Origin of the sequence: Clostridium sp. HCS.1, from assembly GCF_047900555.1 — a bacterium.
In the GTDB taxonomy this organism is placed as follows: Bacteria; Bacillota; Clostridia; order Clostridiales; family Clostridiaceae; genus Clostridium.
This window is the reverse complement of the sequence record NZ_CP170704.1, coordinates 1,742,529-1,765,562: the sequence shown is the minus strand read 5'-3', so window position 1 is coordinate 1,765,562 and position 23,034 is coordinate 1,742,529. Positions and strand designations below refer to the sequence as shown.

At 28.5% G+C, this 23,034-nt stretch carries 23 protein-coding genes; 1 reads left to right on the top strand and 22 read right to left on the bottom strand.

Annotated features, from left to right (window positions below; all coding sequences use genetic code 11):
* Positions 1-161: 161 nt before the first annotated feature.
* From ACFYH6_RS08450 to ACFYH6_RS08405, 10 genes are all read right to left on the bottom strand, one after another.
* Entirely contained in the window at positions 162-956 is a 795-nt protein-coding gene (locus ACFYH6_RS08450) for a phosphatidate cytidylyltransferase (RefSeq protein WP_416179477.1), read from the bottom strand.
* A 15-nt stretch (positions 957-971) separates the two neighbouring features.
* Entirely contained in the window at positions 972-1,733 is a 762-nt protein-coding gene (locus tag ACFYH6_RS08445) for an isoprenyl transferase (RefSeq protein ID WP_416179478.1), read from the bottom strand.
* A gap of 55 nt (positions 1,734-1,788) precedes the next feature.
* The gene (frr, locus tag ACFYH6_RS08440; protein WP_316344662.1) at positions 1,789-2,346 is read right to left on the bottom strand and encodes a ribosome recycling factor; all 558 of its coding nucleotides are present in this window, start codon (positions 2,344-2,346) and stop codon (positions 1,789-1,791) included.
* Positions 2,347-2,355: 9 nt separating this feature from the next.
* A complete protein-coding gene (gene pyrH / locus ACFYH6_RS08435) occupies positions 2,356-3,072 on the bottom strand; it encodes a UMP kinase (RefSeq protein ID WP_316344661.1) in 717 nt (238 codons plus the stop codon).
* A gap of 69 nt (positions 3,073-3,141) precedes the next feature.
* On the bottom strand, positions 3,142-4,053 hold the full coding sequence (gene tsf / locus ACFYH6_RS08430; RefSeq protein ID WP_316344660.1) for a translation elongation factor Ts: 912 nt from the start codon (positions 4,051-4,053) through the stop codon (positions 3,142-3,144).
* Positions 4,054-4,137: 84 nt separating this feature from the next.
* The gene (gene rpsB / locus ACFYH6_RS08425; protein WP_316344659.1) at positions 4,138-4,839 is read right to left on the bottom strand and encodes a 30S ribosomal protein S2; all 702 of its coding nucleotides are present in this window, start codon (positions 4,837-4,839) and stop codon (positions 4,138-4,140) included.
* 221 nt (positions 4,840-5,060) lie between these two features.
* Complete coding sequence (gene codY, locus ACFYH6_RS08420; protein ID WP_316344658.1) at positions 5,061-5,837, bottom strand: GTP-sensing pleiotropic transcriptional regulator CodY; 777 nt, start codon at positions 5,835-5,837, stop codon at positions 5,061-5,063.
* A 199-nt stretch (positions 5,838-6,036) separates the two neighbouring features.
* The gene (topA, locus tag ACFYH6_RS08415; protein WP_316344657.1) at positions 6,037-8,127 is read right to left on the bottom strand and encodes a type I DNA topoisomerase; all 2,091 of its coding nucleotides are present in this window, start codon (positions 8,125-8,127) and stop codon (positions 6,037-6,039) included.
* Positions 8,128-8,171: 44 nt separating this feature from the next.
* Complete coding sequence (gene dprA, locus ACFYH6_RS08410; RefSeq protein ID WP_316344655.1) at positions 8,172-9,212, bottom strand: DNA-processing protein DprA; 1,041 nt, start codon at positions 9,210-9,212, stop codon at positions 8,172-8,174.
* 12 nt (positions 9,213-9,224) lie between these two features.
* A complete protein-coding gene (locus tag ACFYH6_RS08405; RefSeq protein ID WP_316344654.1) occupies positions 9,225-10,748 on the bottom strand; it encodes a YifB family Mg chelatase-like AAA ATPase in 1,524 nt (507 codons plus the stop codon).
* A 104-nt stretch (positions 10,749-10,852) separates the two neighbouring features.
* Here ACFYH6_RS08405 and ACFYH6_RS08400 point away from each other — a divergent pair, with 104 nt between their 5' ends.
* Entirely contained in the window at positions 10,853-11,224 is a 372-nt protein-coding gene (locus tag ACFYH6_RS08400; RefSeq protein ID WP_416179479.1) for a YraN family protein, read from the top strand.
* A 3-nt stretch (positions 11,225-11,227) separates the two neighbouring features.
* On the opposite strand, the gene ACFYH6_RS08395 is transcribed toward ACFYH6_RS08400, so the two are convergent.
* The 12 genes from ACFYH6_RS08395 to ACFYH6_RS08340 all read right to left on the bottom strand — a co-directional run bounded on the left by ACFYH6_RS08395 (position 11,228) and on the right by ACFYH6_RS08340 (position 23,033).
* On the bottom strand, positions 11,228-12,043 hold the full coding sequence (locus ACFYH6_RS08395; RefSeq protein ID WP_316345201.1) for a ribonuclease HII: 816 nt from the start codon (positions 12,041-12,043) through the stop codon (positions 11,228-11,230).
* A 1-nt stretch (position 12,044) separates the two neighbouring features.
* Positions 12,045-12,908, bottom strand: coding sequence for a ribosome biogenesis GTPase YlqF (ylqF, locus tag ACFYH6_RS08390; protein WP_316345200.1), 864 nt, complete (start codon positions 12,906-12,908; stop codon positions 12,045-12,047).
* Between the two features lie 114 nt (positions 12,909-13,022).
* Positions 13,023-13,373 carry a 50S ribosomal protein L19 gene (rplS, locus tag ACFYH6_RS08385; protein ID WP_291625179.1) on the bottom strand — a complete coding sequence of 117 codons (351 nt, stop codon included), beginning with the start codon at positions 13,371-13,373 and terminating at the stop codon, positions 13,023-13,025.
* Positions 13,374-13,486: 113 nt separating this feature from the next.
* Positions 13,487-14,200, bottom strand: coding sequence for a tRNA (guanosine(37)-N1)-methyltransferase TrmD (trmD, locus tag ACFYH6_RS08380; RefSeq protein WP_316345199.1), 714 nt, complete (start codon positions 14,198-14,200; stop codon positions 13,487-13,489).
* The gene (gene rimM / locus ACFYH6_RS08375) at positions 14,190-14,687 is read right to left on the bottom strand and encodes a ribosome maturation factor RimM (protein ID WP_316345198.1); all 498 of its coding nucleotides are present in this window, start codon (positions 14,685-14,687) and stop codon (positions 14,190-14,192) included. Before rimM ends, trmD begins: the two co-directional genes overlap by 11 nt.
* A 150-nt stretch (positions 14,688-14,837) precedes the next feature.
* Positions 14,838-15,077, bottom strand: coding sequence for a KH domain-containing protein (locus ACFYH6_RS08370; protein WP_316345197.1), 240 nt, complete (start codon positions 15,075-15,077; stop codon positions 14,838-14,840).
* 46 nt (positions 15,078-15,123) lie between these two features.
* Entirely contained in the window at positions 15,124-15,369 is a 246-nt protein-coding gene (gene rpsP / locus ACFYH6_RS08365) for a 30S ribosomal protein S16 (protein WP_291625183.1), read from the bottom strand.
* Between the two features lie 34 nt (positions 15,370-15,403).
* The gene (ffh, locus tag ACFYH6_RS08360; protein WP_316345195.1) at positions 15,404-16,756 is read right to left on the bottom strand and encodes a signal recognition particle protein; all 1,353 of its coding nucleotides are present in this window, start codon (positions 16,754-16,756) and stop codon (positions 15,404-15,406) included.
* Positions 16,757-16,775: 19 nt separating this feature from the next.
* The gene (locus ACFYH6_RS08355; RefSeq protein ID WP_416179480.1) at positions 16,776-17,105 is read right to left on the bottom strand and encodes a putative DNA-binding protein; all 330 of its coding nucleotides are present in this window, start codon (positions 17,103-17,105) and stop codon (positions 16,776-16,778) included.
* Between the two features lie 214 nt (positions 17,106-17,319).
* The gene (ftsY, locus tag ACFYH6_RS08350; protein ID WP_316342693.1) at positions 17,320-18,234 is read right to left on the bottom strand and encodes a signal recognition particle-docking protein FtsY; all 915 of its coding nucleotides are present in this window, start codon (positions 18,232-18,234) and stop codon (positions 17,320-17,322) included.
* A gap of 16 nt (positions 18,235-18,250) precedes the next feature.
* Positions 18,251-21,814 (bottom strand): chromosome segregation protein SMC, encoded by a 3,564-nt coding sequence (gene smc, locus ACFYH6_RS08345; RefSeq protein ID WP_316342691.1) that lies wholly within the window; start codon positions 21,812-21,814, stop codon positions 18,251-18,253.
* Between the two features lie 181 nt (positions 21,815-21,995).
* Positions 21,996-23,033, bottom strand: coding sequence for an elongator complex protein 3 (locus ACFYH6_RS08340; protein WP_316342690.1), 1,038 nt, complete (start codon positions 23,031-23,033; stop codon positions 21,996-21,998).
* Between the last annotated feature and the right edge of the window lies 1 nt (position 23,034).

The window sequence follows — 23,034 nt, the reverse complement described above, 5'->3', positions numbered from 1 at the left end:
AATGACTTTTATATTAATTATTAAAGTTCTATTAATATAAAAATTAATTATAAAGTAAAAAAAACTCCCAATAGGAGTTTCAAAGATAACTTTGATATATTAAATTTCACATTTTTTAATAAGGAGCTCTAATAAATCTGCTCCTTATTAAATTAAAAGTTTTAAATTCCTACAATAAATGTTATGTAATAAAACACTACTGCTGAATTAAATAATATAGAATCAAACCTATCTAATATACCACCATGACCTGGTATTAAATTACTATAATCTTTAATTCCTACATATCTTTTTATTGATGATGCAACTAAATCTCCAAATTGGCCCATAATTCCACATAAGGCTCCAATTAAGAAGAAATGTATTATTTGAATTTCTGGTAAATAAGGAGCTACCACAATTCCAAATATACCACATCCTATTGTACTTCCTAAGAATCCACCTATTGCTCCTGCTATAGTTTTTTTAGGACTTACTTCAGGGCATAATTTTTTCTTACCTAAATATTTGCCAGAATAATAAGCTAAAGTATCTGCTCCCCAAGATCCTATAAATATAAGCCATACTAAGAAATTTCCATAAACTTTACTATTAATAAGAGGAATAAAGCTAAATAGTATTCCTACATATAAGAATCCTAATAAAGTTATTGAAGCATCAATAAAAGTATATTTTAAGTTAACTACAGGCATTATTAATAAAATAATAGTGGCTAACACAACTATATATATCAAATAACTAAAATCATTTCCTATTAAGTAAAATACAGCTAAAATTATATATCCCACTATAGATATAGGATTAAATTCCTTTACCTTTAAAGCCTTATAAAACTCATATAATCCACATACTGAAAGAAGTATTGTAAATCCTTTAAGCCAAACTCCACCTAGTAAAATGAATACTATAAATGGAGCTATCATTGCTGCTCCTATATATCTACTATTTATTTTCATTTCTCCACCTCAATATTATACTCCACCATATCTTCTGTCTCTATTCTGATAATCGTAAATAGCTTCATGCAAGTGTTCTTCTTTAAAGTCAGGCCAACATACATTTGAATACCAAAACTCTGAATAAGCGCATTGCCATAATAAAAAATTACTTATTCTTTGTTCTCCTGATGGTCTAATAATTAAATCTGGATCTGGAGTACCATTTGTATATAAATATTTCTCGAATATATTTTCGTCAATATCTTCTATATCTAGATTCCCATTTTTAACTTCTTTTGCTACTAGCTTAGTTGCTCTAATTATTTCGTCTCTACCGCCATAATTAAAGGCAATATTTAAAACTATACCTTTATTATTTTTTGTAACTTCAATAGCTTCTAATATTTCTTTTTGGGCATCTTTTGGAAGCTTTTTTACATCTCCTAAAACTCTAATAACTACTTCATTCTTATTTAACTCAGCAAGCTCACTTCTTAAATAGTCTACTAGTAATTTCATTAATGCAGAAACTTCATCATCAGGTCTTTTCCAGTTTTCAGTTGAAAAAGCGTATAAAGTAAGATACTTTATCCCTAAAACATGTGATTCTTTTATTACTCTTCTTATTGTTTCTACTCCTGCTTTATGTCCCATAGTTCTTGGAAGTTTTCTTTGCTTAGCCCATCTACCATTGCCATCCATAATTATAGCTATATGTTTAGGAATATTATCTTTATCTATGCTTTTTTCTAATTTTTGTTTTTTTCTTTTATTAGTTTTAAAAACATCTAACATAATTTTATGTTCCCTCCACCATTTTATATGGAAAAAACCTGCTTAATGGCAGGTTTTAAATTGACATAATCTCTTTCTCTTTTGCCGTAACTAAAGAATCAACTTCTTTAACATAGCCATCTATTATTTTTTGAACTTTTTCTTCTGAACTTTTTAGTTCATCTTCAGTTATGTCACCATCTTTTTTTAATACTTTAATTTTATCATTAGCTTCTCTTCTAATAGATCTTAAAGCAACTTTTGCTTCTTCTCCAGTCTTTTTAACAACTTTAACTAAATTTTTTCTAGTTTCTTCTGTTAATTCTGGAACTACTAATCTAATTACACTTCCATCATTAGATGGGTTAATTCCTAAATCTGATACTAGTATAGCCTTTTCTATTTCTTTAATTAAACTTTTTTCCCAAGGAGATATAACTAATACTCTTGGTTCTGGAGCTGAAATATTAGCTACTTGACTTAATGGACATGGACTTCCATAATAATCAATTTTAATTCTATCTAACATTGTTGGGTTAGCTCTACCAGCTCTTAAAGTTGATAAATCTGATCTAAGTACAGAAATAGTTTTTTTCATTTTTTCTTCTGCTTTTACTATAATATCTTTAATCATAATAACCTCCTATTTTTTAGACGAAACTAAAGTTCCTATTTTTTCACCAGAAATAGCTCTTTTTATATTTCCTGGCTCCTCTAATCCAAATACTAAGATTGGAATATTGTTATCCATACATAAAGATGTAGCTGTAGAATCCATAACTTGTAATCCTTGCTCAAGTACTTCTATATAAGTAAGAGTTTCATACTTTTTAGCATCTTCATATTTATGTGGATCCTTGTCGTAAACTCCATCTACTTTTTTAGCTAAAAGTATAACATCAGCTTCTATTTCTGCTGCTCTTAAAGCTGCTGTGGTATCAGTTGAGAAATAAGGATTTCCTGTTCCAGCTGCAAATATAACTACTCTTCCCTTTTCTAAATGTCTTACAGCTCTTCTTCTTATAAATGGTTCTGCTATTTCTTTCATTTCTATAGCTGTTTGAACTCTAGTCATTACACCGTGTTGCTCAAGAGAATCTTGAAGTGCTAAGGCATTTATACAAGTTGCAAGCATACCCATATGATCTGCTTGTGATCTATCCATACCTTCTCCGCTTCTACCTCTCCAAATATTTCCGCCACCAACAACTAGACCTACTTCTACTCCCATATCAACTAAATCTTTTACTTCTAATGTTATTCTTTTTACTATATCAAAATCAAAACCGAATCCATTTAATCCTGCTAAAGCTTCACCAGAAACTTTAAGTATAACTCTCTTATATTTACTTTTTTCCATTCTTAGTACCTCCATTCATATTAAGCTGTTTCCTAAAAAAAGAGAACACAATATGTGTCCTCCTTTGTATTACTTGCTCATCTTTGCTACTTCTTCAGCGAAGTTATCTTCAGCCTTTTCGATACCTTCTCCTCTTTCGAATCTTACAAACTTATTGATAGTTATAGGAGAACCAACTTCCTTTGATTTTTCTTGAAGGTATTTGCTTATGCTCTTATCGCCATCTTTTACCCATGCTTGATCTAAAAGACATACTTCTTTATAGTACTTTTGAATTCTTCCCATTACCATTTTTTCTACAATGTTTTCTGGTTTTCCTTCATTTAAAGCTTGAACTCTATAAATTTCTTTTTCTTTTTCTAGAGCTTCTGTATCTACATCTTCTCTGCTTAAGAATGATGGGTTAGCAGCTGCAACTTGCATACAAACATCTTTAGCTACTTCCTTTAATACAGCAACATTATCAGCATCGCAGTTTAATTCAACAACAACACCAATTCTTCCACCACCGTGGATATAACTTTCAACAACACCATTTGCAACATTGAACTTGTCGAATCTTCTTACAGTCATATTTTCACCTAATTTAGCTATTAAAGCTGTAAGTGCTTCTGATACTGTATTTTCAGCATCAAACTTTTCAGCAACAAATTCTTCTACGCTTTTAGCAGAAGTAACTGATGCCATTTCTGCTAATCTAGTAGCAAAGTTAACAAATTCTTCGTTAGCTGCAACGAAATCTGTTTCACAGTTTAATTCAACTATACCAGCTGATTTACTATCTTCTGATATGTAAGTCTTTACAATACCTTCAGCAGCAATTCTTCCTGCTTTCTTAGCAGCAGCAGCAAGACCCTTTTCTCTTAATATTTCAATAGCTTTTTCCATATCTCCTTCAGATGCTGTTAAAGCTTTTTTGCAGTCCATCATTCCTGCACCAGTTTTTTCTCTTAATTCTTTAACTGATTGAGCAGTTATCATAATGTTATTCCTCCTAACTTATTGTAAACCTTATTATTTAGGTTAAAAGGTAAATGAGAAAACTCACCTACCCTTTTAATGTAATTACTCAGCTAATTGTTCGCCTTGTCTTCCTTCCATTATACCATCAGCCATTTTAGCAGTTATTAATTTAACAGCTCTTATAGCATCATCGTTACCTGGAATTACGTAATCAACTTCTTCTGGATCACAGTTAGTATCTACAATACCTACTACTGGAATTCCTAAAATTCTAGCTTCTGAGATAGCATTCTTTTCTTTTCTTGGATCTACTACGAATATAGCACCTATGTTAGTAGCATCTAAGTTCTTGATACCACCTAAGTTCTTTTCTAGCTTTTCCATTTCACCTTTTAATTTTATAACTTCTTTCTTAGGTAAAACTTCGAAAGTACCATCTTCTTCCATAGCCTTTAAAGCTTCTAATCTGTTAATTCTAGTTTTGATAGTTTTGAAGTTAGTTAACATACCACCTAACCATCTATTGTTAACGAAGTGCATGTTTGATCTTATTGCTTCTTCTTCTATAGCTTCTTGAGCTTGCTTTTTAGTTCCAACAAATAAGATATCTTTTCCTTCTGCAGCAACTTCTTTAATGAATTCATAAGCTTCATCTACTTTTTTAACAGTCTTTTGAAGATCTATTATATATATTCCATTTCTTTCTGTGAATATATATGGAGCCATCTTAGGGTTCCATCTTCTTGTTTGATGTCCAAAATGAACACCTGCTTCTAATAATTGTTTCATTGATATAACTGACATTTCCTTACCTCCTGGTTATTTCCTCCATTATCTTCTTATAAAGCTTCCTTTTAGGCACCGTCTCTACAAATTGGATAATGTGTGTATTTCTTACCTTTGTTAGTATATCATAAGCTTTTAACAGTATCAACATTTTTTTAATACAAATATTAATAAATTAAATTATTAACCTAAAATTAAAAAACGTTAAATTAATTGTAATTTAACGTTTTTAGTTTATGTTAATTTATTTTTTTTAATTCATCTAGTAACTTGTCATTTAAAATCTTAATATGTGTTCCCTTCATACCAAGAGATCTTGATTCTATAACTCCTGCACTTTCAAACTTTCTTAATGCATTAACAATTACGCTTCTAGTAATTCCAACTTTATCAGCAATTTTAGAAGCAACTAATAAACCTTCATTTCCTTCTAATTCACCAAATATATGTTCAACTGCTTCAAGTTCTGAATAAGATAATGTTCCAATAGCTAATTGAACAACAGCTTTTTTTCTAGCTTCTTCTTCAATTTCAACTTGCTTAGATCTTAATATCTCTAGTCCAACTATAGTTGCACTATACTCTGCAAGAACTAGATCTTCATCTGTAAAATGTTCTCCAAATCTTGCAAGAATTAAAGTTCCTAATCTTTCTCTATTTCCCATTATAGGTACAATAGTAGTTATCTTATCTTCCATAATGCAATTTCCTTCATCTTCGAAAACACATAAACCTTCATTAGATAAATTAGCAACAGTTTCATGTATATTTAGTAAATTTTCATTATATTCCTTTGGAAATCTCTTTTCATCTACAACTTGTTTCTTCATTACATCACATTCAAAACTCTTAGAAAATGTATATCCTAGTACTTTCCCTCTTCTACTAGTAACATATACATTACATGATAAAACATCACTTAATAATTCACATATATCTTCAAAAGCAACTGGATCAGTTCCTGACTTTTGTAATATTTTATTTAACATCCTAGTCTTATTTAATAATGCTGACATTCACTCTTCCTCCTACAAATAAGCCCTTAAATTTTTAGAAAATTTAAAATTATATAAATTTTCCAAAAATATATTTACTACTTATTTATACTATCATAGGATTTTTTTATTTTCAACAAATTTCTTAGTAATTTCGACATTTTCTCGAAAAAATTATTTAATGTTAATACTTTATTAACATGTAATCAATTTCTTTAAATTATTCTTCATCTTTTGCAGTTTTCATATTAACAACTTTATTACAATTAGAATTTGAACATTGAGCATAATTCCCCTTAGTTTTACTATATTTTAAAACCATATATTCACCACAATCAGGACATTTATCTTTTAATGGTTCATTCCAACTTACAAAGTCACAATTCGGATAATTAGAACATCCGAAGAATTTTTTACCTTTTTTGCTTTTCTTAGCAAGTATTTTCCCTCCACATTTAGGACAAGGTGCATCAATTTCTTCTACTATAGGCTTAGCATTTTTACAATCAGGATATCCAGGACAAGCCAAGAATTTTCCATATCTACCACGTTTAATTACCATCATCCTACCGCATTTATCACAAGGAACGTCACTTACTTCATCTTCTATTACAACTTTAGATATTTCTTTTTCTGCTTTTTCTAAAGCTACTTTTAAAGGAGTAAAGAATTCTTCTACAACTCTTTTCCACTCTTCCTTACCTTCTTCAATATAATCTAGATTTCTTTCCATTTCTGCAGTGAAATCTACATCAACTATTTGCTGAAAATATTCTTCCATTATATTGTTAACAATAAAGCCAAGTTCCGTTGGTACTAAATTTTTCTTTTCTCTATTTACATAATCTCTATTTAATAAAAGTGAAATTGTTGGAACATAGGTACTTGGTCTTCCTATTCCTTTTTCTTCTAGCAATTTAACAAATGATGCCTCAGTATATCTAGCTGGTGGCTGAGTATAATGTTGTTTTCCTTCTATATTAACTTTATTTAATTCATCATTTTCTTCTAATTTTGGTAATGAAACATCTTCATTATCCTCTTCTGTCATATATTCATAAAGCTTCATAAATCCATCAAATTTTACTGTTGAACCACTAGCTTTAAACTTATAATCTCCATTCATAATTTCAATACTATTAGTATTAAGTTCGCAAGATGCCATTTGGCTTGCCATAAATCTATTCCAAATTAATGAATATAATTTATATTGCTCCGAAGTTAATGAATTTTTTGCAACTTCTGGAGTAATTTCAATTACAGATGGTCTAATTGCTTCATGAGCGTCTTGTATATTTTTTTTACTCTTATATACTCTTGGTTTAGCTGGTATATATTCTTTTCCAAAGTTAGAATTAATAAAATCAAGGGCCTTTCCTTGAGCTTCATCTGATATTCTAACAGAATCTGTTCTCATATAAGTAATAAGACCTACAGTTCCATGACCTTTTACTTCTACACCTTCATATAAAGCTTGAGCTATAGACATTGTTCTCTTAGTCATAAAATTCAGCTTTTTTGACGCTTCTTGTTGAAGTGTACTAGTTGTAAATGGAGCTAATGGATTTTTTAGCTTAGTTCCTTTTTTAACTTTAGTGACTATAAATTTATTCTTTTTTAGTTCTTCTATTATTTTATTGCTTTCTTCTTCTGTGTTTATTTCAATTTTCTTACCTTTATATTGAGTCAATTTTATAGGGAATTTTTTTCTATCCTTTGTGGCTGTACAATCTACAGTCCAATATTCTCTAGGTTCAAAGGCTTTAATTTCTGTTTCTCTATCGCATATTAGTTTAAGGGCTGCTGATTGAACTCTCCCAGCACTTAATCCCCACTTAACGTTTTTCCATAAAATCGGACTAATTTCATAACCAACTAATCTATCTACAACTCTTCTAGCTTGCTGTGCATCAACTAAATTGTAATTAATTTGCCTCGCTTCTTTTATAGATGCTTTAACAGCATTTTTAGTTATTTCATTAAAAACAATTCTACATTTTTTATCTTCTGATATTTTTAATATATTGGCTAAATGCCAAGATATAGCTTCTCCTTCACGGTCAGGGTCAGTTGCAAGAAAAACTTTATCAGCTTTTTTAGCAGCCTTTTTTAATTTCGCTATTAAGTCACCTTTCCCTCTTATTGTTATATATTTTGGATTAAAATTATCTTCTATATCAACCCCTAATGTACTTTTAGGCAAATCTCTAACATGCCCCATAGATGCTTCTACTATATAATTTTTGCCAAGATATTTTCCTATTGTTTTAGCCTTTGCAGGTGACTCTACTATTACAAGATTTTGTCCCATATATTACAAACTCCATTTTTATTGGAGTTTTCACCCCCCTTAATTTATATTGATTTAGCGTAATAATTGCCTGGAAGGCAAATAATTTCATTTCTATTTTGCATTTCAAATAATAACTCAAATAATACCTTTCTGTCAACATTTACAGATTCTATAATATCATCTAAATGAATTGGCTCACTATTAATTATATTTAAAATAATAGATTTACAGGTATTTTTTTCTCTATTTTTATTTTTTTCTTTAATTATACTTAAAAAATCATATAAATCAACCATTTCTGTAAAAGGTTTTGCTCCATCTCTAATTAATTTATTACACCCTTCACTATTCCCATTAAAAACTGGTCCAGGTACTGCCATTACATCCATCCCTAACTCCAAAGCATAATTTACAGTAATTAAGCTTCCACTTTTATCAGTTGCTTCTATTATAATTAACTTTTTACTTATTCCACTAATTATTCTATTTCTCCTTGGAAAATTGTAAGCCATAGGAGGAGTGTTTGGTAAAAATTCTGAAATTATTAACCCATGATTTTTAAGTATATCTTCATACAATAGTTTATTACTCTTAGGATATATTATATCTATACCACAGCCTAAAACACCAATTGTTTTCCCAGGATAATCTATAGCACTTCTTTGTGCAATTGAATCTATTCCCGCAGCTAATCCACTAACTACAGTAAAATTATTTTCACTTAGTTCTTTTGATATTACCTTTGTAACTTGTGCTCCATAACCACTATATTTTCTTGCACCTATAACAGCTATTAATTCTCCCTTTAACAATTCTAGATTTCCTTTATAGAAAATCACATAAGGTGGATCACTTAAATGATTTAAGTTTTCTGGATATTCTTTTGAATTTATAGTTATATATCCTATATTATTTTTATTTATGTATTCTTGAAACTTTTTTATTTTTTCTTCTGTTACTTCATTTATATTTGCACCTTTTAATTCTTTTATTATACTACTATTTTTTCTAATATTCTCCTCATTAGAATATTTTCTTATTAGTTTAATTTTTTTATCATTAGATAATTGTAATAATATAAACCAAATTTCATTAGTATCCATGGTAATCTCCTTTTATACTATTTCACCCTCTATATTCTTTCTATATCCTAATGCTTCAATAATATGATAATCACATATATTGTGGCATCCATCTAAATCAGCTATAGTTCTTGATACTTTTAATAATTTATCATATCCTCTCATAGTTAAATCAAAATTCTTATAAAAGCTTTCAATTAAAAGCTTTGAAGAATTTGATATATTAAATAAATTATCCATATCCTTCCCTTTGACCTCAGAATTATAATTATATATTGTATTTTTGAATCTATAATTCTGTACTTCTCTTGCTTTAAGTACATTTTCTTTCATTTTTTCTGAACTTATATTATTATTTCTGTTATTTATTTCATCATATTTTATTTTAGGCACAAAATTTAGCAAATCAATTCTATCTAGTAACGCTCTAGATAGTTTTGCCATATATCTCTTTCTTTCTCCTTCACTACAAATACACTTATTATCATGATATCCACTTAAGTACATTCCACATTGACATGTGTTGCATGCAGCTATAAGCAAAAAATTCGATGGCAACTTATAACTACCATTTATTCTAGTTATATTTATAACTTTTTCTTCTAAAGGCTCTCTTAATACCTCTAATACTTCTCGCTTAAATTCTAATATCTCATCTAAAAATAAAACTCCATTATGAGCTAATGTTATTTCCCCAGCTTTTATTTCCTTTCCACCCCCTACTAAAGCTGTTCTAGTTATAGTATGATGTGGATTTCTAAAAGGTCTAATTACGTAATTATCTCCTGAAAATAATCCTGAAGCACTATATATCTTAGCTATTTCCATTTCTTCTTTATTTGATAAAGGTGGCATTATTGATGGAAGAGCCCTTGCTAGCATAGTTTTTCCTGCACCAGGAGTTCCATATAAAAGGACATTATGTCTTCCTGCTGCAGATATTTGCATAACTCTTTTTGATGTATTTTGCCCAATAATATCTGAATAGTTAAAGTCTTCTTTTTTAATGAAGTACTCTTCTTTATCAAATATATAAGGTAATAAATCTTTATTTTCAATAAAAGAAATTACTTCATTTAAATTCTTAAAGGGATAAAAATTCCCAATATTAAAATATCTTAATTCTTTAAGGTTATTTAAAGGAAATATAAAATTATTCTTCTTTTTACTATCACCTTCAAATATAATAGGTAAAATTCCTTTTATTTCTTTTAGTTGCCCTCCTAAAGATAATTCTCCAAAAATAATAAATTCTTTTAAATCCTTTGTTTTTATTTGATTTGACTTCATTAATATTCCTATTGCTATAGGTAAATCTAATAAAGATCCAATTTTTCTAATATCTGCTGGTGCTAAATTAATAGTTATTCTTCCAAGAGGAAATTCATATCCACTATTCACTATTGCAGATCTTACTCTTTCTTTAGATTCTTTTATAGCTGTATCAGGCAAACCAACTATATTAAAACTAGGCATCCCCTTATTAATATCTACCTCAACAGTAACCAACATTCCATCTAATCCATTATGTGTAGCACTTATTATTTCAATTGACAAACAAATCACCTCTTTAAGGATTATTGACAAAAAAAAATAATTATTAATCATATATTAAAGAATTATTTATATTATTTTAGTCAATATTTTAAAGAGGTGATTATATGAAAAGATATAACAAAGATATAGGCTCTTATGGTGAAGATTTAGCTATAGATTATTTGAAAAACAAAGGTTATACAATAGTAGCTAGAAATTTTAGAAATAGAAATGGTGAAATAGATCTGATTTGCAAATATTTAGATATAATTATTTTCATAGAAGTAAAAAGTAGGTACAGCTATCACTTTGGATTACCCCGTGAATCTGTTACCTACTTTAAACAAAAAAAGATTATTTATATTTCTAAATACTTTTTATATAAGTATAAATTATTAAATTATAATTGTAGATTTGATGTTATTGAAATTTATTTTAACAAAAATAACAATTCATATTTTATAGAACATATAAAAGATGCCTTTAGGCCCTATTAGCAATTATAATATATTCTTTAAAAATGACATTCTATGTATATCACAGGTTCCATATTCCTTAATACCTTCAATATGCTTAGTAGTACCATAACCTACATTTTCTTCAAAGCCATAGTATGGATACTTCTTAGAATAATTTTTCATTAAATTATCCCTATAAACCTTAGCTAGTATAGAAGCTGCCGCTATTGAAGCTGACTTGGAATCCCCTTTAATTACAGATTTATTTTCTATATTAATTCCTTTAACTAAATAACCATCTGATAAAACTAAATCTGGTTTTATTTTCATTGAAGTACATGCTTCTAGGAATATGTTATTATTACAATAAGCTATGCCTTTTTCATCAATTTCAGTATTACTTTTTTCTGCGATATAGTACGCCAATGCTTTATTTTTAATTTCATTAGCTAATTCTTCTCTTTTCTTTTCAGATAATTTTTTTGAATCATTTAACCAAAGTATAAGTTCATCATCTATTACATTTAAATCTAATATAACAGCACAGGCAACAATAGGGCCAGCTAAAGGCCCTCTTCCAACCTCATCTACACCTGCTATATAAGTATAATTTCCAAATCCCTTATCAAAATTATACATCCTTCTAACTCTTTCACATTCTGCTTTCAGCTTATTTCTTTCCTTTTGTATTTTATCGCTTAAGGCTTTTACATTTTTTCTTTTATCTAAAGCTAATTTATCAATTAAGTAAACAAGCTCTGCATTATTTTTTTCTTCAGATATATTTATTTCATCTACTAATACTTTTATTTCCTTATAACTTAAAGTTGCTATATCTTGATTTAATAATTCTAACATACTAACCCTCATTTTCTTCAACTGGATGCTCTAAAGAAATATTGCCTACTTTTCCGCCTCTAAATTCATCTAATAGTATAACGGCAATACGATTATAGTCTATTTCTCCACCTTTTATTAAACAACCTCTTTTTCTAGCAATGCTATTTAAAGTTTCTAAAGGATCTTCATTTATATCTTGTATTTTATATCTTTCAATAAGATTAGTTTTATAATGTTCTTGTAGTCTTTTTACTAAATTATAAGAAAGCTCTTCTATATCCATAATTTCATCTTTTATAGCTCCAGTAAAGGCAAGGTTTAATGCTGTTTCTTCATCCTCAAATTTAGGCCATAAAACTCCTGGTGTATCTAGCATTTCAATGTCCATTTTAGTTTTTATCCATTGCTTACTTTTAGTAACTCCAGGTCTATCCCCTGTTTTAGCTATATTGTTCTTTGCCATCTTATTTATAAATGTAGACTTTCCAACGTTAGGAATTCCAACCACCATAACTCTCATTTGAATTTTTACTAATCCTTTGGACTTTAGTCTATCATGTTTTTCTTTTAATAAAGCTTCTAAAGTAGGTTTAATTTGGTTTAATCCTTTACCACTTAGGCAATTTACTTCTAAAACCCTTACAGTTTCTGATGATAAATGATCTATCCACATTTTCGTAACTCTATTTTCAGATAAATCACTTTTGTTTAAAAGTATAATTCTAGGTTTTCCTTCACAAAGCTTATCTATATCAGGATTTGCAGAACTTCTTGGTATTCTAGCATCTCTTATTTCAATTACCGCATCTACTAATTTTAAATTTTCTTTTATTTCTCTTTGAGTTTTTTTCATATGCCCTGGAAACCAGTTTATTGTAGCCATTATTTATCTCCTCCGTAAAACTTATTCATTATTATTATATCAAATTTTAAGTTTCTAAATCTAAATTAAAAAGAAAAAGGGACTTAAACAAGTCCCTTACTTAGTAATTAGAAATTATCTAACGTTTAATTCTTTAACTTTAGCAGCTTTACCTACTCTATCTCTTAAGTAGAATAACTTAGCTCTTCTAACTTTACCTTTTCTTACAACTTCCATCTTATCAATGATTGGAGAGTTCATAGGGAAAGTTCTTTCTACTCCAGTACCATAAGCAACTCTTCTTACAGTGAAAGTTTCTCTTAATCCACCATTTTGCTTCTTGATAACTGTTCCTTCAAACATTTGGATTCTTTCTCTTGTTCCTTCTTTGATCTTAACGTAAACTTTAACAGTGTCTCCTACGTTGAAGTTTGGAAGATCATTTCTTAATTGTTCAGCTTCAATAGCTCTTATTATTTCGTTCATTGTGTAAGTCCCTCCTTAATAATTATTAGACGTTCTTAACAAATACTTGACAGAGGACCGCCCGTACTAACACAAAGGTAATTTTAACATAATTATTCTTATAGCACAATATTTTATTTATACTTTTCTAAAGTTTTTTTATCTTCCTTACTTAAGGTTATTTTATCGTATAAATCTTTTCTTCTTTCCTTTGTAATAAGTAAAGATTTTGCTCTTCTCCATTTTCTTATATTCTCATGATGACCTGAAAGCAGTATTTCTGGAACCTTATCTCCTTCAAATTCTTCTGGTCTTGTATATTGAGGATATTCTAATAATCCTTCAGAAAATGATTCGTCTTCATAGCTTTCTTCTTTTCCTAAGACTCCAGACTTTAATCTTAAAATTGAATCTATTACAGGAATTGCAGCCATTTCTCCCCCTGTTAAAATAAAATCTCCAAGGGAAATTTCTAAATCTATGTACTTATACACCCTTTCATCTATTCCTTCGTAATGTCCACATAGAAAAATAAGCTCTTCTTCTTTAGCTAATTCTTTAGCCATTTCTTGATTAAATGTCTTTCCCCTAGGCCCTAAAAAAACTACTTTTCCTTTATTACTCTTTTTACAATATCTAATAGAATCTACAATGGGCTGTGGAGTCATTACCATTCCAGCTCCACCACCATAAGGATAATCATCTACTTTTTTATGCTTATTTAAAGTAAAATCTCTTATATTTGTTGTAGTAATTTCTATAATTCCCTTATCCTTTGCTTTTCCAATTATACTGTGATTAAAAATATCAAACATTTCTGGAAATAATGTAAGAATATTAATCTTCATCTTGCCATTCTCCTACAGGTCTTATTGTTATTTTTCTATTTTCAACATCAATATCTGTAACTATGTCTAATAATACTGGTATTAAAAGTTCCTTTGGTTTTCTAATCCAATAAACATCATTATTCTTAGTTTGAATTACATCATATACTTCGCCTAAATCTTTTCCATTTGTATCGAAAACATTACACCCAATAATATCTGCAATATAATAAGTATCTTCTTCTAAAGGAACAGCATATTCTCTAGGTATTTCCATATACTTATTTTTGTATTTTTCTGCTTCTTCTATTGTATCTATACCTTCTACTTTAACTATTACCCTATCTTTTTGATATTTACATCCTTGAATTTTTTTTTCAATACCATCTATTAAAACAAATTCTAACTCATTATATCTTTTGGGATCATCTGTCAATGGTATAACCTTTACTTCTCCCTTTAAGCCATGAGTATTAACTATTTTTCCAACTCTTAAAATATCTTTCATATTACACCTCTTATTACAAATTAATAATTAATAATGCATAATGCATAATTTATATTAATATTTCTATTATACCTATCTATTAGCATATAGATACATTAGAAGTATTACACCTTTTAAAGATAATTATGTTTAAAAAGAGCTAGGAAAACCCTAACTCTTCTTATCAATAATTTCAACTACTACATTTTTATTTTCTCTCATGGCTGCTGCTTTTACAACAGTTCTAATAGCTTTTGCTATCCTTCCCTGCTTGCCTATTACTTTTCCCATGTCTGCAGGAGCAACCTTTAGTTCCAGAATAATTGATTGCTCTCCTTGTATTTCATTTACATGAACTTCATCCGGATTATCCACTAGGGATATAGCTATATTTTCAATTAATTCCTTCATAAACACCTGTAACTATTAATAATTACAGAGTTCACCTCCTAAAAAATTACTTATTTAATCCTGCTTGAGTAAATAGTCTCTTAACTACATCTGTAGGTTGAGCTCCGTTTTGAACCCATTTAGTAGCTTTTTCTTCGTTGATTTTGATTTCAGCTGGTTCAGTTAAAGGATTGTAGTATCCAATTTCTTCTATGAATCTACCATCTCTTGGTGATCTTGAATCAGCAACAACTATTCTGTAGAAAGGAGCCTTCTTAGCACCCATTCTTCTTAATCTGATTTTTACTGCCATGTTTTTTCACCTCCTTTAAAAATTATAATTTATCTTAACTCATAAAAGGTAATTTACCAAAGAATCCTTTTTTAGATTTCTTTGTCATAGATTTCATTTGTTTCATTTGTTTCCTCATTACATCAAATCCCTTAATGAGTTTATTAACATCTTGCAGAGATGTACCTGAGCCCTTTGCTATTCTCTTCTTTCTTGAAGATGAACCAGCAATTAGCTTTGGATTTCTTCTTTCCTTTGGAGTCATAGAATATATTATAGATTTTACTTTGTGTAATTCCTTTTCACCAGCTTCAAAATCTACATTTTTCATTTCCTTAGGTAATCCAGGTATCATTTCCATAATTTTGCTCAAAGAACCCAATTTTTTCATTTGCTCCATAGCTGCTAAATAATCATCATAAGTAAAATCATTTTCTAGCATTTTAGAACTTAATTCTTGAGCTTCTTTATCATCAAAAGCTTGTTGAGCCTTTTCTATTAAAGATAAGACATCTCCCATCCCTAATATTCTTGAAGACATTCTATCTGGATAGAAAACTTCAAGATCACTCATTTTTTCTCCTACACCAATAAATTTAATTGGTTTTTCTGTAATATGTCTAATTGATAATGCTGCACCACCTCTAGTATCACCATCAAGTTTTGTTAAAATAACACCAGAAATATCTAAAGTATTATTAAAACTTTCAGCAACATTTACTGCATCTTGACCTGTCATAGAATCTACTACAAGCAAGATTTCTTGAGGCTTAACTTCAGCTTTTATAGACTTTAATTCATCCATAAGATTATCATCTATATGTAGTCTACCAGCAGTATCTATTATTATTACATTATTTCCATTTTCTCTTGCATGAACTATTCCTGCCTTTGCTATATCTACAGGACTAACTTTATCACCCATTTGAAAAACTGGAATATCGATTTGTTTTCCAACTACCTCTAATTGCTTTATCGCAGCTGGCCTATATATATCACAGGCTACTAATAGAGGTTTTTTATTTTGCTTTCTAAGTTGTAGTGCAAGTTTTCCACTCATGGTAGTTTTACCTGCCCCTTGTAGACCAACCATCATTATTACAGTTGGACCAACGGAGTTAAAGTTTAACTTGCTTTCACTACCACCCATAAGTTCAGTAAGTTCTTCGTTAACAATTTTTATAACTTGTTGAGCTGGAGTTAAGCTTTCAAGCACATCATTCCCAACGCACTTTTCACTTACTCTTGAAATAAATTGTTTAACTACTTTAAAGTTAACATCTGCTTCAAGCAAAGCTAATTTTACTTCCCTCATGGCTTCTTTTATATCTTTTTCAGTTAGCTTTCCTTTACTTCTAAGTTTTTTAAAAGCTTCCTGCAATTTATCGGATAAACCTTCAAAAGCCATATTATCCCCTCCTATGATTTTATAACTCTTCTAATATACTTTTGTATTTTTCATAATCCTCTTTAGTAATAGAATATTTTTCTTTTAACTCATTAAGAAGATTATTAATTATTACTTCTTGCTTAAAACTTTTTTCAAGCAAATTAAGTTTCTCTTCATAGGATAGAAATTGTTTATAACATCTCTTTATTAAATCATGGATAGCTTGACGACTTGTGTTATTCAATTCAGCAATTTCAGCTAAGGATAAATCCTCATTATAATAAAGCTCCATAATTTTATACTGTTTTTCAGTTAATAATGGTCCGTATTGATCCATTAATAATGAAATCTCAACCCTATCTTCCATTTCATCACCTTACCCACAACTGAGATTTTAGCAAAACAATTCTATGCTGTCAAGTACTTTTACTTAACACCCCACAAAAAAAATTTAAAATTAAAAATGTAGAATGTAGAATGAAGGAAATAACTTAGCTTTGCTAAGTTATAGATTTTAATGTAATTCAGCCAAAGCTGAATTTACACCTTAATTTTACATTTTTCATTTTACATTCTTAATTCTAGAACAGTGCTTCTGCAAAGCTTTCTGCATCGAATTCTTGAAGGTCATCTATTCCTTCTCCTACTCCTATATATTTTACAGGAATATTTAAAGAATTCTTAATAGATATTACAACTCCACCTTTTGCAGTTCCATCTAATTTAGTTAATATTATTCCATCTATTGGACAAGCCTCCATAAATTGTTTTGCTTGTATTACTGCATTTTGCCCAGTAGTTGCATCTAAAACTAATAATGTTTCTTTTGCAGCTCCAGCAAACTCTCTATCTATTATTCTACCTATTTTTGATAATTCATCCATAAGATTTTTCTTATTGTGTAATCTACCTGCAGTATCGCATATTAATAAATCTATATTTCTTGCCTTTGCAGCATTTACAGCATCAAATACTACTGCTGCTGGATCTGAGCCTTCACTATGTTTAATTAAATCAACTCCAGCTCTTTCACTCCATACTTCTAACTGGTCTATAGCTGCTGCTCTAAAGGTATCAGCTGCTGCTAAAATTACTTTCTTTCCTTCATTTTTATTTTTTGCTGCTAGTTTACCTATAGATGTAGTTTTTCCTACTCCATTTACTCCTATAACTAATAATACTTTTTTTCCTGTTTCTTCTTTTGTGCTTTCTTCTGCTCCTTCAAGTAACATATCCTTAATAACCTCTTTTAATGCAGGATATACCTCATTTGGGTCATTTATTTTTTCTTTTCTAATTTTATCTTTTAATCTATTTATTATTTCTATAGTTGTATCCATTCCTATATCAGACATAACTAATATTTCTTCAAGCTCTTCATATAAATCTTCATCTATAGTTATAGCTAATTTTAATGTTTCATTTATTTTATCTGTTAAAGCATCCTTTGTCTTTGAAAGTCCATTTTTTAAATTATCAAATATTTTCCCGAATATTGCCATGATTTACCTCCTACTTTTCTTTACTTAAGTCAACTGATACTACTTTTGAAATTCCTTTTTCCTCCATTGTAACTCCATACATAACATCACTAGCTTCCATAGTTCCCTTTCTGTGAGTTATAACTATAAATTGTATATTCTCTGAAAACTCCCTTAAGAATTCAGCATATCTATATACATTAGCATCATCTAAAGCGGCCTCTATTTCGTCTAATATACAGAATGGAGTAGGTTTCATCTTTAATATAGCAAATAATAATGCTATTGCAGAAAGTACTTTTTCTCCACCAGACATTAAATTTATATTTTGAAGTTTCTTACCTGGTGGCTGAACATTAATTTCTATATCTGCTGTAAGTTCATCACCTTCACCTAAAATTAATTCAGCAGTACCACCCTTAAATAAATCTTTAAATGTCTCATTAAAGTTTTTATTTAATATTATAAAGTTTTCTCTAAATAACTCTTGCATTTTTATAGTCATTTCATTTATAACTGTCATTAATTCTTCTTTAGCTTTATTTAAATCTTCTTCTTGAGAAGACATAAACTTATACTTTTCACATACCTCTTCATATTCTGCAATAGCAGCCAAGTTTACCGTTCCCAATTCAGTAATTTGATTCTTTATTTTAAAAATCTCATCTTTCACCTTAGATACATTATCAATTTCTATTGCTATTTCTATTGCTTCAGCTAAAGTTAAGTTTAATTCTTCATTTAACTTAATATAGTAATTTTCTCTTTCGCTTTCTAATTTTGCAAGTGATATTTCTTTTCTATTTAACTCATTTTCTAATACTCTTATTTCTTCAGTTATTAAATTTGATTCCCCATCTTTTATTTTTAGCTTATCTTTTAAACTTATTCTACTTGCTTCATCAAACTTAAATACATCTTCTAATTCACTTAGCCTTTTATTAACCTTAGAAATAAATTCAGTTTTTTCTTCAATTAGTTTTCTTAAATAATTTATATTATTATTCTTTTCATCATTATCTTTTTTAAGAGAAACTATTCTATCTTCTTTTTCTTTTTCTTCCTTTTCTTTTCTCCTAACATCTGATTGTCTTGAATAAACTATTTCATCTAATTTCGCTTTTTCTATCTTTATTTGAATATTTTCATCCTTTATCTTATCAAAGGCTTCTTTCTTTTCTGCAAGATCTCTCTTTATATCTATAATTCTTTCATTATTTTTATCCTTAGTATCCTGTAATAATTTTAAATGGTTCTCTTTTTTAACTATTTCTTCTTTTAATTTTATTAAATTTTCATTATTTAAAGAGATCTCTTTCTTTGAAACTTCTAAAGCATTTTTCAGCTTTAAGCTTTCATTTTCTAAAGCTCTGATTTCACTTTCAAACCTTGTAATATCAATATTTTTACCGTGAATATCATCACTTTTATTTAGTATATCTTCGTCTATTTCTTTTATTTCATCTCGTATCTTATTTAAAAGTTCTAATTCAGAATTATAATTACTCTTATTAGTTTTTATAGATTCTTCTAACTCTTGAATTTCTCTTCTTCTACCTAAAATGCTAGAATTATTTTTCTTATATATACTACCACCAGTTAAAGCTCCTCCAGGGCTAATTACTTCCCCATCTAAAGTTACTATTCTTATTTTATAATTTCCTAATTTAGATATAATTAATGCTGCTTCCATATTTTCAGCTATAATAGTTTTCCCTAAGGAATAATCCATTACTTCTTTATATTTACTATCAAAAGTTAGTAAATCAGATGCTAGTCCTATATATCCCTTTACATTTTTTATATCATTAGAAACATTTATTCTGCTTCCTTTAATTATATTTAACGGTAAAAATGTTGCTCTTCCTAAAGAATTTTTCTTTAAATATTCTATTAAAAGTTTTGCAGTATTTTCATCTTCAGTAATTATATTTGATATTGCACCACCTAAGGATATTTCAATTGCTGTTTCATATTTTCTATCAACAGAAAAAATTTCTCCTAATACATTAGCACCTTTACCATAAGGTATTTGACCTTTTTCAATTCTCTCCATTAACTTCTTTATAGACAATTGATAGCCTTCATAACTTTTTTCTAAATCTTTAAGAGTAGCTAATTTACCATCTAATATATTTATTTTCTTTGATACTTCTCTAATAAATCCTTCTTTTTTAGTTACCTGACTATTTAATACACCTATTCTTTTTCTATTTTCTAAAATACTAGCTTGAACTTCTTCCTTAAATTTTCTTAATGTATTAATTTTCTCGTTTATACTTGATATAGTTGCAATATTAATGCTTATATTACCTTCAATAGACTTTAAATTATTTTCACCACTTGTACTAAGCTCTTCTTTATTTATTATTTCTTTATTTATAATTGCTATATCATTATTAATTTCTGAAGTCTTTCTTAAAAGTTCAAATTCTTCTTCTTTAATTTTTGTAGAATCATCTTCTAAATTTTTAATTTCATTACTTAATTTATAATTAGTTAACTCAAATTCCTTAATTAAGTTTTCCTTATGAATTTGATCTTTTATTTTTTCTTCAAGTTCTATTAATAATGAATCTTTTTCTTCTCTAGACTTTATTAGTGCTTCTTCTAAGTTTTTTATTTCTTCATTATCTTTTTTTATAATTTCTTCAAAATTTTTTATTCTTTCTTTGTAAATCTCAATATCATTTAAGCTTTGATTTACTTCTTCTTTTTTTCTATAATACTCTGTTTTCTCAGTATTATTTTTCTTTTCAATTTCTTCAATTTGTTCTTCTAAATTAATTAGTTCTTCTTTTAACTTATTTAATATTTCTCTTTTATCTTTAATCTTTTGGCTTCTGGTATTTATTTCACCATTTACTACTTCAATATCCTTATCTATACCATTAATATTCTTTACAAGTAAAGAAACTTCTCTTGTTCTTAAATCTTCTGAAAGAACATTATATTTTAAGGCTTTTTCTCTTTCCTCTTTTAAAGGTTCAATTCTTTCCTCATAGGTAGAAATTATGTCCCTAATTCTTGTTAAATTATTTTCAGTATTAGATAATTTTCTTTCTGCTTCTTCTTTTCTAGATTTAAATTTAACAATACCAGCTGCTTCTTCAAGCAGTGCTCTCCTATCATCAGCTTTTCCACTTAGTATAGCCTCAATTTTACCTTGTCCTATAAGAGAATATCCTTCCTTACCTATACCTGTATCCATAAAAAGACTATGAATATCTTTAAGTCTGCATTTTTGATTATTTATTAAATATTCTGTTTCTCCAGACCTAAATATTCTTCTAGTTACAGTTACTTCTGAGTAATCAGTATCTAAAGAATTATCAGAATTATCTAGTGTCAGCGAAACTTGTGCTAATCCTACAGGTTTTCTAAATTGTGTTCCAGCGAAAATTACATCTTCCATTTTTCCGCCTCTCAAAGTCTTAACACTTTGCTCACCAAGAACCCATCTTACAGAATCAGAAATATTACTCTTTCCACTACCGTTTGGGCCAACTACTGCTGTTACACCTTTTTTAAAGTTTAAATTGGTTTTATCTGCAAAAGATTTAAAACCTCTTATTTCTAGGGATTTTAAAAACATAGATACACTCCTTAACTAATCAATGATACTAGTAAACTAACTGAAAGCATAATAGCTAGAACTATAGTTATTACTTGCATGAGCTTTTGTCTTGTTTTCTTTTTCATAATCAACACTCCTGTCCTATTTTAGTTTATAGTAAAGATAATAAAATATCAATATAAGGTAGGCAAAATATTGCCTACCTTATACTTATCTCTCTAGTTCTCTTTACAACTATAATATTAAGATTACCTCTTTTTAATTTATCTTTAGTATTAACTAATATTTTGCCTTTATGGTTGTTTTTTAAATTATTGAAGTAAACTTTTTTGTTTGCATATAGTTTACTAAGATCTTTAGAATTTATTTCTATAATTATATCTTCATCTTCATTAATTTCACTTTTAATTTTATCACATATTAAGCTTCCTTCTACAAGTTCTCTAAAAGCTGGATGAAATGGTCCATCTACCAAATCTCCTCCCCATGTGATATTTTCTGTAGGTTGTAGGCCTATTCTAATTATATTAATTTTTGCCTGTGTATAAAGCTTATATAACTCTTTTGAAATATTTACTGCATCCTCTAATGAATAAGGTTTATACTCCCCTCTTTTATACATTAATTCCATAGGAGTATCCTTTATTACTAAAGCAGGATATATTCTGCATATATCTGGCTTCATGGCTATAGATTTTTTAGCAGTTTCAATATCTTTTTCATATGTATCCCCTGGAAGGCCTGGCATAATTTGATGTCCTAAAGTAAATTTATATTCTTTTATTAACTTAGAAGCCTCTTCAACATCCTTTGCTGTATGACCTCTCCCAGATAATTTTAGAATTTCATCATCTAAGGACTGTACTCCAAGTTCTATGATATCTACATTATATTCCTTCAAATAACTTAATATATAATTATTTATGGCATCAGGTCTAGTGGACATTCTTATTTTATCTATTATCCCTTTGTCCTTATATTCCTTTGCAACTTTTAGTAATTCCTTTTGTTTATTTACATTAATAGCAGTAAAGGTTCCTCCAAAAAATGAAACTTCAACAGTGGAATTACTATAATCAATAGTTTTTAAATACTCTTCTATAGTATTTCTAACATCCTGTGCTGTAACTTCCTTTTCTACTTCCATTGCTATTTTATCTTGATTACAAAAGACACATTGATGCGGACACCCTATATGAGATATAAATATAGGAATAATATAATGTCTCTTATTCATT

Excerpts from the sequence above, each read along its gene's own strand:
- ACFYH6_RS08450 (WP_416179477.1), bottom strand. The coding sequence starts at position 956 with ATGAAAATAAATAGTAGATATATAGGAGCAGCAATGATAGCTCCATTT.
- ACFYH6_RS08445 (WP_416179478.1), bottom strand. The coding sequence starts at position 1,733 with ATGTTAGATGTTTTTAAAACTAATAAAAGAAAAAAACAAAAATTAGAA.
- frr (WP_316344662.1), bottom strand. The coding sequence starts at position 2,346 with ATGATTAAAGATATTATAGTAAAAGCAGAAGAAAAAATGAAAAAAACT.
- pyrH (WP_316344661.1), bottom strand. The coding sequence starts at position 3,072 with ATGGAAAAAAGTAAATATAAGAGAGTTATACTTAAAGTTTCTGGTGAA.
- tsf (WP_316344660.1), bottom strand. The coding sequence starts at position 4,053 with ATGATAACTGCTCAATCAGTTAAAGAATTAAGAGAAAAAACTGGTGCA.
- rpsB (WP_316344659.1), bottom strand. The coding sequence starts at position 4,839 with ATGTCAGTTATATCAATGAAACAATTATTAGAAGCAGGTGTTCATTTT.
- codY (WP_316344658.1), bottom strand. The coding sequence starts at position 5,837 with ATGTCAGCATTATTAAATAAGACTAGGATGTTAAATAAAATATTACAA.
- topA (WP_316344657.1), bottom strand. The coding sequence starts at position 8,127 with ATGGGACAAAATCTTGTAATAGTAGAGTCACCTGCAAAGGCTAAAACA.
- dprA (WP_316344655.1), bottom strand. The coding sequence starts at position 9,212 with ATGGATACTAATGAAATTTGGTTTATATTATTACAATTATCTAATGAT.
- ACFYH6_RS08400 (WP_416179479.1), top strand. The coding sequence starts at position 10,853 with ATGAAAAGATATAACAAAGATATAGGCTCTTATGGTGAAGATTTAGCT.
- ACFYH6_RS08395 (WP_316345201.1), bottom strand. The coding sequence starts at position 12,043 with ATGTTAGAATTATTAAATCAAGATATAGCAACTTTAAGTTATAAGGAA.
- ylqF (WP_316345200.1), bottom strand. The coding sequence starts at position 12,908 with ATGGCTACAATAAACTGGTTTCCAGGGCATATGAAAAAAACTCAAAGA.
- rplS (WP_291625179.1), bottom strand. The coding sequence starts at position 13,373 with ATGAACGAAATAATAAGAGCTATTGAAGCTGAACAATTAAGAAATGAT.
- trmD (WP_316345199.1), bottom strand. The coding sequence starts at position 14,200 with ATGAAGATTAATATTCTTACATTATTTCCAGAAATGTTTGATATTTTT.
- rimM (WP_316345198.1), bottom strand. The coding sequence starts at position 14,687 with ATGAAAGATATTTTAAGAGTTGGAAAAATAGTTAATACTCATGGCTTA.
- ACFYH6_RS08370 (WP_316345197.1), bottom strand. The coding sequence starts at position 15,077 with ATGAAGGAATTAATTGAAAATATAGCTATATCCCTAGTGGATAATCCG.
- rpsP (WP_291625183.1), bottom strand. The coding sequence starts at position 15,369 with ATGGCAGTAAAAATCAGATTAAGAAGAATGGGTGCTAAGAAGGCTCCT.
- ffh (WP_316345195.1), bottom strand. The coding sequence starts at position 16,756 with ATGGCTTTTGAAGGTTTATCCGATAAATTGCAGGAAGCTTTTAAAAAA.
- ACFYH6_RS08355 (WP_416179480.1), bottom strand. The coding sequence starts at position 17,105 with ATGGAAGATAGGGTTGAGATTTCATTATTAATGGATCAATACGGACCA.
- smc (WP_316342691.1), bottom strand. The coding sequence starts at position 21,814 with ATGTTTTTAAAATCCCTAGAAATAAGAGGTTTTAAATCTTTTGCAGAT.
- ACFYH6_RS08340 (WP_316342690.1), bottom strand. The coding sequence starts at position 23,033 with ATGAATAAGAGACATTATATTATTCCTATATTTATATCTCATATAGGG.